This window comes from Streptomyces sp. NPDC087215 (genome assembly GCF_044744885.1).
Classification (GTDB): domain Bacteria; phylum Actinomycetota; class Actinomycetes; order Streptomycetales; family Streptomycetaceae; genus Streptomyces.
Genome location: NZ_JBIUZD010000009.1, coordinates 162,869 through 176,812 on the forward strand (window position 1 = coordinate 162,869; position 13,944 = coordinate 176,812).

Consider the following 13,944-nt stretch of genomic DNA (forward strand, 5'->3'; position numbering starts at 1 on the left):
TGGGCGATACTGGGATCGAACCAGTGACCCCTTCGGTGTGAACGAAGTGCTCTCCCGCTGAGCTAATCGCCCCGGCGCACCGCAAACATTACCGCATGTCAGCGGTGCTTCCGTACCGCTCCGAGGTCACTCGGCGATCTTCCACGGCATGACGATGCCGAACTTCCAGAGGTAGACGCCGAGCAGGACGCCGATGATCACCAGGCCGACGCTGGTCAGGATGATGTTCCTGCGCCGGACCTTGGGGTCGAGAGCGCGCTGTGCCGCCTCGGTCACCTTGCGCTTGGTCCAGCGGAGCACGAGCTGTGCCCAGACGAACTCGGTCGCCCAGATCGCCATGCCGGCGAAGATGACCAGCCAGCCCGGCCCCGGCAGCACCAGCATGAGCACTCCGGCGCCGACCACGGCGAGCCCCACGATGAAGACGCCGACCTGCCAGCTCAGGTGCAGGCCCCGCCGGGACTTGATGAACTTCGGTGCGCGGGATCCCAGTTCGGCTTCCTGGCCGTCTGCGGACTCCCCGGTGCGCTCGTCACTCTCCGCATTCATGACCCCAACTTACCGGACGGCGGCCCCTCGCCGGAATGGCGGTATTACCCCAGGTCACACGCTTCCGTACGAGCGACCCGAACAACCACAAAACCGACAGAGGGGTTTACAACGACCCCAGAGGTGGCATGTCGATTTCGCCGACGTGCGAATCCCCGAGCGCACACTGAGCGAAAGGCCCTGGCGCTTATGAACACCACGGTCAGCTGCGAGCTGCACCTGCGCCTCGTTGTGTCGAGCGAGTCCTCACTGCCTGTACCCGCGGGCCTGCGGTATGACACGGCCGATCCGTATGCCGTGCACGCCACCTTCCACACCGGAGCCGAGGAGACGGTCGAGTGGGTCTTCGCCCGCGACCTTCTCGCCGAGGGGCTGCACCGGCCCACCGGCACGGGCGACGTCCGAGTCTGGCCCTCCCGTAGTCACGGGCAGGGAGTCGTCTGCATCGCACTGAGTTCTCCCGAGGGAGAAGCCCTGCTCGAGGCCCCGGCGAGGGCCCTGGAGTCGTTCCTGAAGCGGACCGACGCCGCCGTGCCACCGGGCACCGAGCACCGGCACTTCGATCTCGATACGGAGCTCTCCCACATCCTGGCCGACAGCTGAGCCAGGCCGGGAGCCGCGCGGCGCCGTCCGAACTCGGGGCGACGGCACCGCGCGGGCAGTAACCCAGGCACGACACCGGCGCTCACCACCGCGCAGCCGGCGCGGTGGAGGGCGCCGTTGGCCGTTTCCCGGTCACGCTAAAGTCAGCGCCATTCCGCGGGCGCCCGCCCGTGGCCGGCCAGGGAGCGAAACGTGCTGATCCCCCACGACACCCGGATCGCCCTCGACACCGTTGTCGATCTGATGAACACCGCGTCCCAGGGCGACCGCGCCGACGAGCTCGCGGACCTGCCGGGGCTGTACGCCTTCCTGAGCGCCCACAAGGTCAGCGACGTGGGACGGCTCGGACCCGCCGATCTGGAGGCCGTGCGCCAGGTGCGCGGGAAGTTCGCGGCGGTCTTCTCCGCGCCCGAGGCCCGGATCGCGGCTCCGCTGATCAACCAGCTGGTGGCGGGCGCGGGCACCACCCCGCAGCTCACGGACCACGACGGCTACGACTGGCACGTGCACTACTTCGCGCCGGGCGCCTCGGTGGCGGACCACCTCGCGGCGGACTGCGGGATGGCCCTCGCGTTCATCGTCGTGGCGGGCGAGCAGGAGCGGCTGCGGCGCTGTGAGGCGCCGGACTGCGGCCGGGCCTTCGTCGACCTCTCCCGCAACCGCTCCCGCCGCTACTGCGACAGCCGCACCTGCGGCAACCGGCTGCACGTGGCCGCCTACCGCGCACGCCGCAAGGAAGCGGCGGGCTGACCTCCGCCGCGCACCGCCTCAGCGTGCGCCACCTCGCCACAGGGCGCACGGCGGGAACCGCTCCCGCGCCACGGGCCGCGCGAGCGGCACGGACCACGGTGAAGCGCACGGACCACGCGCCGGGCCCGGTCACGGCACGACAGGGCCCGGTCGCGGCACGGAGCGGGCCGGTCACAGCACGAAGAGGTCGTGCACGGAGGCCACGAGCAGCAGACATCCGATCACCCCGAGAAAGATCATGAGGGGTGGTTGGGAGAGCGCGAACAGGCAGCCGCGCGGCTCTTCGTCGGGGGCATCGGTGGCGGCGGGGGCGGTCTCCCGCGAGGTATCCAGCATCTCCGGGGATGATCGCGCACGCCAGGGGCGGGAAATCCAGGAAAACGCCCCATCGCGGGGGCTGTTCACTCCTTCCCGTGGATCACGGATCCAGGACGGACACCGGAACCGCCAGAAGTGATCAGATTCCGTGCTTCTTCAGAATCGCCTCGATGTCGCTGAAATCCTCTCCGGTGCTCTGGCCCGCCGGAGGCTTGGCCGCCACGGCACGCGAGGGCGTCGACGCGCCGGGGGCCACGGCTCTCGTCCCGCTCCCGTCGGCGCTCCCCTTGCGGACGGCCCTGCGGCGCTCGACGGCCCGGGTGGACAGGAACAGCAGCCACGCGGCGCCGAGCACGCCGAAGCCCGCCCAGGCGACCGGGCTGAACGCCGTGTCCGCGATCCACTGGACCGCGCCCGTCATCACGAGGCCGAGCGGCACCAGGGCATAGGCCGCGATCCGGGCGGCGGACAGGAAACGCTTCCGGTACGCCGAGATCGCGGCGATACCCAGGCCCGCCGCGGCCGCCGCGGAGCAGATGGTCTCGGCGATCATGCGGTCCTCCAGGTCAGGGGTTATTGCGTCCCTTCCATCGTGCACCGCCGGGACCCTCCGGGGCCATGGTCCGCGCCCGGTCTCAGGGAGATCTCCGGGTCCTCCCCTCCGGATCTCCTCCCCAGGTCCCGGTGAGGGAGACTGCTCCCATGAGTGACATCACCACCGCATCCGCCTCCCCCGTCGTCCTGGAGGCGTGGTTCGACCTCCAGTGCCCCGACTGCTTCCAGGCCCTCGACGACGTCCGCGCGCTCCGCGAGAAGTACGGCGACCGGCTCGACGTACAGCTGCGGCACTTCCCGCTCGCGAAGCACAAGCACGCGTACGCCGCCGCGCAGGCCGCGGAGGAGGCCGTGGCGCAGGGCGAGGGCTGGCCGTACGTGGCGGCGCTGCTCGCCAGGACCGAGGACCTCGCCGACCGGGGCGAGCCGGTGCTCCTGGAGATCGCCGGGGAACTGGGCCTGGACGCCGAGGAGTTCGACACCGCCCTGATCGACGGACGGCACCTCCTGACCGTCGACGCCGACGAGGCCGAGGGCAAGGCGATCAAGGTCACCGGCACCCCGACGTACATCATCGGCGGCGAGCGTCTGGACGGCGGCCAGAGCCAGGACGGTCTGCGGGAGCGCGTCGAGGAGATCGCCGACCGTCTCCTGAACGGCTGACACCCCGCCGGACGACGGTCCCGGCCGGGCCGCGCGCGTGGCGGCGGCCTGGCGGGCCCGGGACGGCGGCCCCCGGCGGACGGCCCCGCACCCGGCCGCCCCGGCACGACGGCCCCGCACCCGGCCGCCCGAGGCCCGCCGACGCCCCTCCTCTACCGCCCTACCGCAGTTCCTTGGCACTGTTGACGTAGGTCACACGGAAGCCCAGCGACTCGTAGAGCCGGATCGCCGGGGTGTTGCCCGCGAAGACGTGCAGTCCGAGCCGGGTCTCCCCGGCCTCCCGCGCGACCCGCTCGGCCAGCAGCATCAGCGCCCGGCCGTAGCCCAGGCCCCGGTGCTCCGCGCCGACCTCGATGTCGTACACGAAGGCCGCCCAGTGCCCCGGCTCCAGTTCGATCCGGCCGGTCCACAGGAATCCGGCGGACCGTCCGTCCCGGACGACCACGTGGATCGCGACGCCCGGTGTGGCCAGGCCCTCGGGAAGGTACTTGCGGTGGCTGGCCTCCGCCTTGGCGCGGGCCTGCTCCTCGGGGACGCCCCGGTCGATCCAGCTCCGCGCGAAGCCCTCCTTGGCCCGCGCCTCCCAGACCTCGTACTCCTCACCGGTCATCGGCCGCACCTCGACGCCCTCCGGCAGGGCGGGCGGCTCCTCGGGCAGTTCCTTGACCATGTTCCGGCTGCGCTCGGTGTAGCCGAGCGAGCCGGCCGTCCGCAGCGCGGCCACGGCGTCGGCGGGCACCGATATCTGCACCTCCACGCAGCCCCAGCCGCGCAGCACCTCCTCGGAGGCCAGCGCGGCGACGGCGCCCCGGCCGCGCCCCCGGTCCGCCTCGTCGATCCCGAGGCGTTCGATCAGACCCGAGGCGGCGCCGAAGCCGGGGTCGGTGGAAAGGTGGACGGAGCCGACGCGGCGACTGTTCACACATACGTCGTAGGTGCGGGAACGGCCGCCGTCGGGCCTCTGCTGAAGCGGCTCGGCCGGCCGCAGGGTGGTGGTCATCAGAGACGTTCTACCCATCCCGGGGCCGTCCGTCATCAGGTTTTACCCGAGGCGCGGGTCCCGGTCCCGGGCCGCGTGCTCGTCGAAGACCCGCATGGCCTTGGCGGTGACGGGGCCGGGCGCCGGGGACAGCTCGCGCCCGTCGATCCGGTGGACCGCCTGGACGTCACGGAGGGTCGAGGTCAGGAAGACCTCCTCGGCGCTCTCCAGGACGTCCAGCGGCAGATCGGTCTCCACGGCGCCCGTCCACTCGACGGCGAGGGCGCGGGTGATGCCCGGCAGGCAGCCGGAGGCGACCGGCGGGGTGAGGATCCGCCCGTCGACCACGACGAAGACGTTGGAGCCGGTGCCCTCGCAGAGCTGTCCGACCGTGTTGGCGAAGAGCGCCTCGGACGCGCCCCGTTCCTTCGCCCTCGCCAGGGCGACCACGTTCTCGGCGTACGAGGTGGTCTTGAGGCCGGTGAGGGCGCCGCGCTCGTTGCGCGTCCAGGGGACGGTGATCACGGCGGTGGAGTCGGGGCGGCGGCCGGTCTCCCCGAGGGCGACGACCAGACCGGGACCCGCGTCGCCACGCTCCGAGCCGAGCGGGGAGAGACCGCCGGTGTACGTGATGCGCAGCCTGCCGAGCGGCATCGGGTTGGCCTCAAGGACGGCGGCGCAGGCCCGGCGGACCTCGTCGAGGTCCGGGTCGGGCAGTCCCAGGCCGCGCGCGGAGCGGGTGAGCCGCTCCAGGTGAAGAGTGAGAGCAAACGTTTCTCCTCGCTCGGCCCTGACCGTCTCGAAGATGCCGTCGCCGACGGTCAGCCCGTGGTCCAGCACCGAGACCCGGGCGGCCTCCTCGTCGTACAGTCCGCCGTTGACCCAGAGTTTCATCGAGAAATGGCCTTTCCGCTCGCCCCAGGGGCGCCCGACTCGTGGACGCCCGACGCTATCGCGACCAGCCGGGCCGCCTTGAGCTCGGTCTCCTCCCACTCGCGCTCGGGGTCCGAGCCCCAGGTGATCCCGGCGCCGGTCCCGAAGCGCAGCACGCCCTCCGGGCGGTCGATCCAGAAGGTCCGTATGCCGACGGCCAGCTCACCGGTGCCCGCGTCGGCGTCCACCCAGCCGATCCCCCCGCAGTAGGGCCCGCGCGGCGCGGTCTCCAGGGCTTCGATGATCCGCAGCGCGCTCGACTTGGGCGCGCCGGTGACGGAGCCGGGCGGAAAGGTCGCGGTGAGCAGGTCCGGCCAGCCCGCGCCCTCGCGCAGCGTGCCGGTGACCGTGGAGACGAGGTGGACCAGACCCGGGTGCTCCTCGACGGCGCAGAGTTCGGGGACGGCGACGGAGCCGGTCTCGCTGACGCGCCCCAGGTCGTTGCGGACCAGGTCGACGATCATCACGTTCTCCGCGTGGTCCTTGGGGAGGAGGTCGTCGGCGGTCCTGCCGGTCCCCTTGATGGGCCCGGAGGAGAGGAGCGCCCCCTCCCTGCGCAGATAGAGCTCGGGGGAGGCGGTGGCGATCTCCACGCCGTGGGCGGGCAGCCGGATCGTTCCCGCGTACGGGGCGGGGTTGCCGCGCGCGAGGAGCGAGGTCAGGGCGTCGACGTCGGCGGAGTCGGGGTGCGGCAGCGGCGCGGTCAGCACCCGGCAGAGGTTCGCCTGGTAGACCTCGCCGCGCGCGATGAGCTCGCGCACGCGCCGGACGCCCGCGATGTACGCGGCGCGGTCGAGCGAGGACGTCCAGTCACCGGCGGCGGGCCCGCGCCAGGCGCCCTGGGCGGGCGGCGGGACGGGGTCGGGCCGCACGTCTCCGAAGCGGGCGCAGGTCAGGCGCCCTTCGAAGTCCGCGCAGACGGCCCAGAAGCCGACGGAGTCCAGGGCCTCGGGGTCGTGGGTGACGTCCCGGAGATCGGTCGCGACGAGGCCGCCGAAGCGGGCCAGAGGGGCAAGGTCGTACACGTGTCGAGTCTAGGTCGGTCACCGGAGCGGCACCGGGGGCGTGCGACGGGGGCTCCCCGCCACCGCGGGTGCACACCGGGTGAACGCCGTACGGACCCTCCGGGCCCCCCGGCCGGGCACCCGCGTCGGCCCGCAGGTCAGCACGCTGCGGAAACGCGTTTTTGTACTGGCCCAGGAATCCGCTAGAGTTCAACACGTCGCCGGGACGCGCAAGCGAAACGGAAACGACAAGCGGACGTGGCTCAGTTGGTAGAGCATCACCTTGCCAAGGTGAGGGTCGCGAGTTCGAATCTCGTCGTCCGCTCGATGTGGGGGATCTTCCCGAACCCCTGTATTCACTCCTGGTGGAGTGGCCGAGAGGCGAGGCAACGGCCTGCAAAGCCGTCTACACGGGTTCAAATCCCGTCTCCACCTCCAAGGACGATTAGCTCAGCGGGAGAGCGCTTCCCTGACACGGAAGAGGTCACTGGTTCAATCCCAGTATCGTCCACTGGACCTTCGGGTCCTGGGTCTTCGGATCCCCCGCGCGATTAGCTCAGCGGGAGAGCGCTTCCCTGACACGGAAGAGGTCACTGGTTCAATCCCAGTATCGCGCACGCAGCACGCAGTACCTTCGGGTGGTTCGTGTGCGTCCCGCGCGATTAGCTCAGCGGGAGAGCGCTTCCCTGACACGGAAGAGGTCACTGGTTCAATCCCAGTATCGCGCACCATCGAGAAGCCCCCGGCCGCACTTCGCGGCCGGGGGCTTCGTCGTTCCCGCTGGGAACCGCTCAGGAGGAGAAGAGCATCCGGCCGAAGCCGCGCTGCCGGTAGTGGCCGCCGCCGTGGTGACCACCGTGGTGGCCGCCGTGCTGCGGAGCACCCCAGGCCGGGGCCGCGGGGGCGGGCTGCGCCGGGTAGGCCCCCGGGGCGGGAGGCGCGGGCGGGGCCTGCTGGACCCACTGGGACTCCAGACGGGTCAGGGCCTCCAGCTCGCCGTAGTCCAGGAAGATCCCCCGGCAGCCGCTGCACTGCTCTATCTGGACGCCGTTGCGGTTGTACGTGTGCATGGCCGCGTGACACTTGGGGCACTGCATGGTCGGGTCAACTCCCTGACTACGCCGTTCGAATGGTGGCTTCACCCTATGCGGACGCCCCGGTGGGTGAAATGGTTCGGAATCCCGCGATACGGGCGCAGGTGTCGATCATCACGTCCTCGACCTCGTCGAGCGGGCGGCCCCGCGCGGTCGATTTGGCGAGGGCCAGGGCGGCGGTCTGGACCGTCAGGGCGCGGGCCGGCAGGTCGAGTCGGGCCCAGGGGTCGGCGCCCACGGCGGGGCCGCCCGCCTCCTGGTAGGAGCCGAGGAACCGGGACCAGACCTCCGGCGGCAGGATGCCCGCGGCGAACCAGGCGGCGGGGCGGGCGAGATCCCAGGCCGGGTCGCCGAGACCGAGGTCGTCCACGTCGATGAGCCGCCAGGGCCCGGCGGACACGGACCGGACGCCACGGACCAGTTGGCCGAGATGGAAGTCGCCGTGACAGAGGAGGCGGGGGCCGTGAGATCCCGGGAGGTCGGGGTTGCGCGGGAGGCCTGAGGGGTCCTGGAGGGCGGGGGCATGGGGGACACCCGAGGTGCGCGGGACGCCGGGGACTTCCCGGAGGCCGGGGGCCGTACCGTCGTCGCGGGCGCTCCGGACGCCGGGGATGGTGTGCCAGGCGGCGAGGACCGTCGGGGCGGCCGGATGCTCAGGGGCCGTCGCGCGCATCCGGCCGACCGCGAGGGCCGCCTTGAGCGGGGCCCGCGACTCCGGGAGCCGGGCCGCCCCGTCGGGCGGTGGCGTGCGGTGGAGCCGGGCGAGCAGTCGCGCCGCCTCCTCCCAGGGCGCGGCGTCGGGGTCCGCCGGATCGACCGGCGGTCCGTAGGGCCAGAGGCTGACGGGACGCCCGTCCAGTTCACCGGGCCCGCCGGGCAGGGGTGGCAGGAGGACGCCGGAGACGTCCGGGTGGGCGGCCAGCGCGAGGCGGGCGCGGTGCTCGTCCGGGTCGGTGCCGGGGGCGTGCGCCTTGGCGACCAGGTCCCCGTGGCGTACGACGGTGCCGTCGTCCCGGTCGGCGAGCACCCCGACCAGGCCGCTCGGGCAGGAGCAGGGGGTGCCGGACCGGTGGGCGACCGTGTGCGCGACGGCCGCGAGCCGCTCGGGCAGGGTCCGGGCCGGGCGGTCGTGGGGGCGGGGCGGGGCGGTGGGGTCCACGCCGGGAGCGTAGCGGGACGGGTACGGGCGGGGGCGGTCGGCTTCCCTCAGCGAGCGGTCGGCTTCCCTCAGGGGGCGGTCGGCTTCCCTCGGGGAGCGGTGACGCGGGCGGCTTCCGCCGGAGGATGCGAGGGGGTGGCCACTCCCCCGGGTGCCGACCGGAGTGCTCGGGCTCTCTCGGGAACGAGGGGTGTCCGGCTTTCCCGGGGACCGAGGAGGCCGGGCGGCCTTCGCCGGAAGGCGCGAGGGGGCGGCCGGTTCTCCCGGGGACGGTGAAGAGCCGTCAGCTCTCCTCCGGGTACGTGCGGGGCGCGCGGCCTGCGGGGAAGAACAGGCCCAGGTCGATGTGCCCCAGGTGCGCGCAGTGCGGTCGACCGGATGGGCTCCGGCCCGTCGGACGGGTCGCGGACCCGGACCGCTCGCGTGGCAGGAGGTCCGGCAGGAGTGCGCTTCGACGGCCGGTCGGCGTTCGCGGGGACGGGCGAGGGGTAGCCGTCGGGGGAACGTTCGGGTGGCTGTCCGGGCGGGAACGCGCGAGGGGGCCGGTCAGCTCCCCAGCTGACCGGCCCCACGCTGCCGTCCGCCGCACCCCCGTCCCCACGGGGCTGATGGCCGGATGTCCCGACCCGGGCCGCTCTCCCGGGTCCGGGGCGCTGTCAGCGCCCCAGCATCGTGACCACGGACGACGCCTGTGTGACCACCGCTTCCCAGCCGCCGAAGACGACTACGAGCAGGGCCGCGAGAGGGAGGACCATGGCCGTGGCCACCAGGGGGTGACGTCGGCCTGAAGGCCCGGCGGTCGTCCTCGGTGCCGTGAATGCCATGGTTCCTCTCCTGTCGTCTTGGCGCGGCGGGTGCGTGACCTCGGGGGACGAGTGCTGCACCCGCCGCTTGACCTCAACATTACGGAGCGGGGAGCGCCCGGACGTCATGCCCGCGTACCGACTTACGGGCCTCCAGGAGGATGACTCAGGTCCGCGCGATGTACTCCCAGGGGTGGAGACCGGGGCGCGAAACCCGGGGTCTTCCCGGAGGGGTCGTGTGCCGCAGGCCCCGGACGGCGGAGGGGCGTGACATCTGTCACTTCGCGGGGCGTCCCGTGCGCGGGCCGCTCCCCCGGGCCGCCCGGACGGGCCCCGAGGCGTCGGGGCCGGTTCCTCATCAGCCGTCAAGTGTGGTGACCCGGTGGGTGGTTGGGGTGGGCTCGCGGGTGGGCGCGGAGGGCGCGGCCTGCTCCGTACCGACAATCGATCCGGTGCGAGGGCGCGGCCTATGAGCGCGTGCGGGCGCCACTACGTAAGCTGTGCCACGTCGAACGGACGAGGGGACGGACATGGCGATGATGCGGCTCCGGCGCGAGGATCCGCGGATCGTCGGGTCGTTCCGGCTCCACCGCAGGCTGGGAGCCGGCGGGATGGGCGTCGTGTATCTGGGGTCCGACCGGCGCGGACAGCGGGTGGCGCTCAAGGTGATCCGGCCCGATCTGGCGGAGGACCAGGAGTTCCGGTCGCGGTTCGCCCGCGAGGTGTCGGCAGCCCGGCGCATCCGGGGCGGCTGCACGGCCCGTCTCGTCGCCGCCGATCTGGAGGCCGAGCGCCCCTGGTTCGCCACCCAGTACGTCCCCGGGCCCTCGCTGCACGACCGGGTCGCCGAAGAGGGCCCGCTGCGCGCCGCCGACGTCGCCACGATCGGGGCGGCGCTCTCGGAAGGGCTCGTCGCCGTCCACGAGGCGGGGGTGGTGCACCGGGACCTGAAGCCCTCGAACATCCTGCTCTCCCCCAAGGGCCCCCGGATCATCGACTTCGGCATCGCCTGGGCCACCGGGGCCAGCACCCTCACCCATGTCGGGACGGCCGTCGGCTCGCCCGGTTTCCTCGCTCCGGAGCAGGTGCGCGGAGCGGCCGTCACCCCGGCCACCGACGTGTTCTCGCTCGGTGCCACCCTGGCGTACGCGGCGATGGCCGACTCGCCCTTCGGGCACGGCAGTTCCGAGGTCATGCTCTACCGGGTGGTGCACGAGGAGCCGCAGTTGCACGGGGTGCCGGACGCGCTGGCGCCGCTGATCCGGGCCTGTCTGGCGAAGGACCCGGAGGACCGCCCCAGCACGCTCCAGCTGTCGATGCGGCTGAAGGAGATCGCGGCGCGCGAGGCCCAGGGGCTGCCCGCCTCCCGGCCTCCCGCGCAGCGGGAGCGGACGGAGGAGCGGCACACGCTCCGGCCGACCGAGCGGTACACCGAGCGGGACGCCCGGGACCGGGACCCGGAGCGGCCGTCCGAGCGGGGGCGCGGTGCCGGTGCGGCAAGGCCGTCGGCCGGGCCGCGTACGGACGGCGCGCGGGCGCCCCAGTCCCGGCCCGGCACCCGCCCGGGGGCCCGGGGCACGTCCACGGGACGGCGTCCGGCCAACCCCCGGCTGCTGCGGCAGCGGCTCTTCGTCTTCGTGGTCGTGACGCTGGTCGTGGCCCTGGGCATCGCCGCCGCGCAGGCCCTCCAGGGCTGACCCGGCCGCGCCGGAGCCACGGGAGCGCCCTGGGACATCCGGGACGCTCGGACCGCGTGGGGCACCTGCGACACGGGTACGGGCCCGCCCGGAGAGGGCGGGCCCGTACGACCTCGTGGACGGTCGGGGTCGATGTCGGTGCCGACAGGGCGTTCCCGGACGCTCGGGTCGGCCTGACGGGCTTTCCCGGGCCGCTCGGGTCCGCGCGACGAGAGCTTCCCGGACGCTCGGGTCCGCGCGACAAGACCTTCGCGGAGGCTCAGGTCCGCGTCGACGAGAACTTCCCGGACGGCCGGGGGCCGTGTGACGGACCGGCCTCCCGGACGTCCCCCGTCCGTCCGGCGAGGGCCGGACGTCCGGCCCTCGCCGTCGGGTCTTCCGGTCTCCGGTCTCCGGGTCTACGACTCCGGGCGGCCCGTGGCCACCGCGTAGAAGGCGACCGCCGCCGCCGCTCCCACGTTCAGCGAGTCGACGCCGTGGGCCATCGGGATGCGCACCCACTCGTCGGCGGCGCGCAGCGCCTGCGTGGACAGGCCGTCGCCCTCGGCGCCCAGCATCAGCGCCACCCGGTCCAGTCGGTGCGGGGCCGCCTCGTCGATCGACGTCGCCTTCTCCGCCGGGGTCAGCGCGAGCACCTTGAAGCCCGCCTCCCGTACGGTCTCCAGGCCGCGCGGCCAGTTCTCCAGACGCGCGTACGGGACGGAGAACACCGCCCCCATCGACACCTTGACCGACCGCCGGTAGAGCGGGTCGGCGCAGTCGGGCGAGAGCAGGACCGCGTCCATGCCGAGCGCGGCGGCGCTGCGGAAGATCGCGCCGATGTTGGTGTGGTCGTTCACCGACTCCATGACGACCACCCGGCGGGCGCCGCCCAGCAGTTCGGCGGCGTCCGGGAGCGGCTTGCGCTGCATGGAGGCGAGGGCGCCCCGGTGCACGTGGTAGCCGGTGACGCGCTCGGCGAGGTCGGGCTGGACGGCGTACACCGGCGCGGGGACCTCGTCGATGACGTCCCGCATCACGTCGACCCACTTGGCGGAGAGGAGCATGGAGCGCATCTCGTAGCCCGCCTGGCGGGCGCGGCGGATGACCTTCTCGCCCTCCGCGATGAACAGGCCCTCGGCCGGTTCGCGTCTGCGGCGCAGTTCGACGTCGGTCAGGCCGGTGTAGTCGCGCAGGCGCGGGTCGTCGGGGTCGTCGATCGTGATGAGTTCGGCCACGAGGTGATACTGCCTTGTCCGGGGAGTGGTGCCAATGTGTGCGCGGGGTTCTGTTACCCGTGGTTACAGCTGCGGTCGTCCGCCCGGGTCACCTGACCAGGCGGTCGGGGCCCTCGGCGACCACGTCGCCGATCACGATGACCGCGGGCGGGCGGACCTCTCGCGCGACGACGGTCTCCGCGACCGTCGCCAGCGTGGCGTCCACCCGGCGCTGCGCCGCCGTGGTGCCCTCCTGGACCAGGGCCAGCGGCGTCTGCGGGTCCTTGCCGTGCGCGATGAGCGCCTCGGCGATCTTCCCTATCTTGTCGACGCCCATGAGGATCACCAGCGTGCCGGTGAGCCGGGCCAGCGACGCCCAGTCGACGAGCGAACGCGGGTCGTCGGGGGCCACGTGCCCGCTGACCACGGTGAACTCATGGGCCACGCCCCGGTGGGTGACCGGGATGCCCGCCGCGCCCGGCACCGAGATGGAGCTGGAGATGCCCGGCACGACCGTACAGGCGATGCCCTCGGCGGCCAGCGCCTGCGCCTCCTCCATGCCCCGGCCGAAGACGAACGGGTCGCCGCCCTTCAGCCGCACGACCGACCGGCCCGCCTTCGCGTGCTCGATCAGCGCGTTGTTGATGGCCTCCTGGGCCATGAACCGGCCGTACGGGATCTTCGCCGCGTCGATCACCTCGACGTGCGGGGGCAGTTCGTCCAGGAGGTCACGGGGGCCGAGGCGGTCCGCGACGACCACGTCCGCCTCGGCGAGCAGCCGACGGCCGCGCACGGTGATCAGGTCGGGGTCACCGGGTCCGCCGCCGACCAGGGCGACGAAGGGGGCACGCGCGCGGTGCTGCGGCGCCGCGAGGGAACCGTCCCGCAGGCCCTCCACGATCGCGTCGCGCACGGCGGCGGAGCGGCGGGGGTCGTGGCCGGTGAGGACGGCCACGGTCACGCCCTCGCTGCGGCCGGTGGCCGGGGTCCAGGCGGTGGCCGCCTCGGCGTCGTCCGAGCGGACGCACCAGGTGCGGGTCCGCTCGGCCTCGGCGGAGGCGGCGGCGTTCGCCGCCGGGTCGGTGGTGGCCACCAGCGCGTACCAGGCGTCGGTGAGGTCGCCCTCCTCGTACCGCCGCCTGGTCCAGGTGATCTCGCCCGCCTCGGCCATCGCCTCCACGGAGGGGGTCGCGGACGGCGAGACCAGTGTGATGTCGGCGCCCGCGGCGATCAGGGCGGGGAGCCGCCGCTGGGCGACCTGCCCGCCGCCGAGGACGACGACGCGGCGGCCGGCGAGGCGCAGTCCGACGGGGTAGGCGGGGTGCGTCGCGTTCTCGGCGCGGACGGCGTGCTCGGCCATGGGTGAGCGGCTCCTCGGGGCGTGGCGTGTGCGGGCCGCTGCGGCTGTGGAGCGGCTGGTGGGACACGGTGTGTTCGCGTCCCACGATATCCGCGACCCGGGGCGGTCACCCTGTGACGGACGTCCCGGTCGCGGGGGCTGCCGGGGCCGCTCCCGGAAGCGGGGGGGGGGGCCCCCCCCCGGGGGGGGGGGGGGGGCCCCCCCCCGGGGCGCCCCCCCGGGCCCCCCCCCCCGGGGGGCCCCCCCCCCGCCCCCGGGGCCCCCCCCCCCCCCGCCCGGCG

General features: G+C 73.6%; 15 protein-coding genes and 6 tRNA genes. 9 read left to right on the plus strand and 12 right to left on the minus strand.

The annotated features are described in order from the left end of the window. Positions 1 to 72: transfer RNA gene (locus ACIO92_RS22985), tRNA-Val, on the minus strand. A gap of 54 nt (positions 73 to 126) precedes the next feature. Beyond that, positions 127 to 549 (minus strand): TIGR02611 family protein, encoded by a 423-nt coding sequence (locus tag ACIO92_RS22990; protein WP_366442448.1) that lies wholly within the window; start codon positions 547 to 549, stop codon positions 127 to 129. Positions 550 to 738: 189 nt separating this feature from the next. Between ACIO92_RS22990 and ACIO92_RS22995 the strand changes: the two genes are divergently transcribed. Continuing rightward, positions 739 to 1,152, plus strand: a complete 414-nt coding sequence (locus ACIO92_RS22995; RefSeq protein ID WP_015032345.1) for an SsgA family sporulation/cell division regulator — start codon at positions 739 to 741, stop codon at positions 1,150 to 1,152. A 192-nt stretch (positions 1,153 to 1,344) separates the two neighbouring features. After that, the gene (locus ACIO92_RS23000; RefSeq protein WP_366442447.1) at positions 1,345 to 1,902 is read left to right on the plus strand and encodes a CGNR zinc finger domain-containing protein; all 558 of its coding nucleotides are present in this window, start codon (positions 1,345 to 1,347) and stop codon (positions 1,900 to 1,902) included. A 171-nt stretch (positions 1,903 to 2,073) separates the two neighbouring features. On the opposite strand, the gene ACIO92_RS23005 is transcribed toward ACIO92_RS23000, so the two are convergent. Beyond that, entirely contained in the window at positions 2,074 to 2,238 is a 165-nt protein-coding gene (locus tag ACIO92_RS23005) for a hypothetical protein (RefSeq protein WP_366442446.1), read from the minus strand. Positions 2,239 to 2,359: 121 nt separating this feature from the next. Next, on the minus strand, positions 2,360 to 2,773 hold the full coding sequence (locus ACIO92_RS23010; RefSeq protein ID WP_366442445.1) for a hypothetical protein: 414 nt from the start codon (positions 2,771 to 2,773) through the stop codon (positions 2,360 to 2,362). Positions 2,774 to 2,922: 149 nt separating this feature from the next. Between ACIO92_RS23010 and ACIO92_RS23015 the strand changes: the two genes are divergently transcribed. Then, positions 2,923 to 3,438: a DsbA family protein gene (locus ACIO92_RS23015; protein WP_366442444.1), complete on the plus strand. Its 516-nt coding sequence runs from the start codon at positions 2,923 to 2,925 to the stop codon at positions 3,436 to 3,438. A 160-nt stretch (positions 3,439 to 3,598) separates the two neighbouring features. Here the strand turns inward: ACIO92_RS23015 and ACIO92_RS23020 are convergent, their stop codons facing one another. Genes ACIO92_RS23020 through ACIO92_RS23030 form a run of 3 tightly spaced genes read right to left on the minus strand, consistent with a single transcriptional unit; the run spans position 3,599 to position 6,375 of the window. Beyond that, positions 3,599 to 4,438, minus strand: a complete 840-nt coding sequence (locus ACIO92_RS23020) for a GNAT family N-acetyltransferase (RefSeq protein ID WP_366442443.1) — start codon at positions 4,436 to 4,438, stop codon at positions 3,599 to 3,601. Positions 4,439 to 4,480: 42 nt separating this feature from the next. After that, the gene (locus ACIO92_RS23025) at positions 4,481 to 5,311 is read right to left on the minus strand and encodes an aminodeoxychorismate lyase (RefSeq protein ID WP_366442442.1); all 831 of its coding nucleotides are present in this window, start codon (positions 5,309 to 5,311) and stop codon (positions 4,481 to 4,483) included. Continuing rightward, positions 5,308 to 6,375, minus strand: a complete 1,068-nt coding sequence (locus ACIO92_RS23030) for a chorismate-binding protein (RefSeq protein WP_366442441.1) — start codon at positions 6,373 to 6,375, stop codon at positions 5,308 to 5,310. Before ACIO92_RS23030 ends, ACIO92_RS23025 begins: the two co-directional genes overlap by 4 nt. A gap of 231 nt (positions 6,376 to 6,606) precedes the next feature. Here ACIO92_RS23030 and ACIO92_RS23035 point away from each other — a divergent pair. From ACIO92_RS23035 to ACIO92_RS23055, 5 genes are all read left to right on the plus strand, one after another. After that, positions 6,607 to 6,679 (plus strand) — tRNA-Gly (locus ACIO92_RS23035). Positions 6,680 to 6,718: 39 nt separating this feature from the next. Beyond that, positions 6,719 to 6,792, plus strand: a tRNA-Cys gene (locus ACIO92_RS23040). A gap of 1 nt (position 6,793) precedes the next feature. After that, positions 6,794 to 6,865, plus strand: a tRNA-Val gene (locus ACIO92_RS23045). A 34-nt stretch (positions 6,866 to 6,899) separates the two neighbouring features. Then, a tRNA-Val gene (locus ACIO92_RS23050) sits at positions 6,900 to 6,971 on the plus strand. A gap of 39 nt (positions 6,972 to 7,010) precedes the next feature. Further along, positions 7,011 to 7,085, plus strand: a tRNA-Val gene (locus tag ACIO92_RS23055). 60 nt (positions 7,086 to 7,145) lie between these two features. Here ACIO92_RS23055 and ACIO92_RS23060 read toward each other — a convergent pair. The 3 genes from ACIO92_RS23060 to ACIO92_RS23070 form a co-directional block, all read right to left on the minus strand. Beyond that, positions 7,146 to 7,451 carry a zf-TFIIB domain-containing protein gene (locus ACIO92_RS23060; RefSeq protein WP_351787424.1) on the minus strand — a complete coding sequence of 102 codons (306 nt, stop codon included), beginning with the start codon at positions 7,449 to 7,451 and terminating at the stop codon, positions 7,146 to 7,148. Positions 7,452 to 7,497: 46 nt separating this feature from the next. Further along, on the minus strand, positions 7,498 to 8,607 hold the full coding sequence (locus tag ACIO92_RS23065) for a phosphotransferase (RefSeq protein WP_402282412.1): 1,110 nt from the start codon (positions 8,605 to 8,607) through the stop codon (positions 7,498 to 7,500). Between the two features lie 656 nt (positions 8,608 to 9,263). Continuing rightward, entirely contained in the window at positions 9,264 to 9,431 is a 168-nt protein-coding gene (locus ACIO92_RS23070) for a hypothetical protein (protein WP_351787418.1), read from the minus strand. Positions 9,432 to 9,940: 509 nt separating this feature from the next. Between ACIO92_RS23070 and ACIO92_RS23075 the strand changes: the two genes are divergently transcribed. Continuing rightward, positions 9,941 to 11,107: a serine/threonine-protein kinase gene (locus ACIO92_RS23075; protein ID WP_401237872.1), complete on the plus strand. Its 1,167-nt coding sequence runs from the start codon at positions 9,941 to 9,943 to the stop codon at positions 11,105 to 11,107. A gap of 398 nt (positions 11,108 to 11,505) precedes the next feature. On the opposite strand, the gene ACIO92_RS23080 is transcribed toward ACIO92_RS23075, so the two are convergent. Continuing rightward, complete coding sequence (locus ACIO92_RS23080; protein ID WP_366442440.1) at positions 11,506 to 12,324, minus strand: RNA methyltransferase; 819 nt, start codon at positions 12,322 to 12,324, stop codon at positions 11,506 to 11,508. 88 nt (positions 12,325 to 12,412) lie between these two features. After that, positions 12,413 to 13,663 (minus strand): uroporphyrinogen-III C-methyltransferase, encoded by a 1,251-nt coding sequence (gene cobA, locus ACIO92_RS23085; protein ID WP_402282415.1) that lies wholly within the window; start codon positions 13,661 to 13,663, stop codon positions 12,413 to 12,415. Positions 13,664 to 13,944: the final 281 nt, after the last annotated feature.

Bases quoted from the DNA above. Each gene is read 5' to 3' on its own strand.
- ACIO92_RS23060 (WP_351787424.1), bottom strand. From the start codon at position 7,451: ATGCAGTGCCCCAAGTGTCACGCGGCCATGCACACGTACAACCGCAAC.
- ACIO92_RS23075 (WP_401237872.1), top strand. From the start codon at position 9,941: ATGGCGATGATGCGGCTCCGGCGCGAGGATCCGCGGATCGTCGGGTCG.
- ACIO92_RS22990 (WP_366442448.1), bottom strand. From the start codon at position 549: ATGAATGCGGAGAGTGACGAGCGCACCGGGGAGTCCGCAGACGGCCAG.
- ACIO92_RS23015 (WP_366442444.1), top strand. From the start codon at position 2,923: ATGAGTGACATCACCACCGCATCCGCCTCCCCCGTCGTCCTGGAGGCG.
- ACIO92_RS23020 (WP_366442443.1), bottom strand. From the start codon at position 4,438: ATGACCACCACCCTGCGGCCGGCCGAGCCGCTTCAGCAGAGGCCCGAC.
- ACIO92_RS23010 (WP_366442445.1), bottom strand. From the start codon at position 2,773: ATGATCGCCGAGACCATCTGCTCCGCGGCGGCCGCGGCGGGCCTGGGT.
- ACIO92_RS23025 (WP_366442442.1), bottom strand. From the start codon at position 5,311: ATGAAACTCTGGGTCAACGGCGGACTGTACGACGAGGAGGCCGCCCGG.
- ACIO92_RS22995 (WP_015032345.1), top strand. From the start codon at position 739: ATGAACACCACGGTCAGCTGCGAGCTGCACCTGCGCCTCGTTGTGTCG.
- cobA (WP_402282415.1), bottom strand. From the start codon at position 13,663: ATGGCCGAGCACGCCGTCCGCGCCGAGAACGCGACGCACCCCGCCTAC.
- ACIO92_RS23070 (WP_351787418.1), bottom strand. From the start codon at position 9,431: ATGGCATTCACGGCACCGAGGACGACCGCCGGGCCTTCAGGCCGACGT.
- ACIO92_RS23005 (WP_366442446.1), bottom strand. From the start codon at position 2,238: ATGCTGGATACCTCGCGGGAGACCGCCCCCGCCGCCACCGATGCCCCC.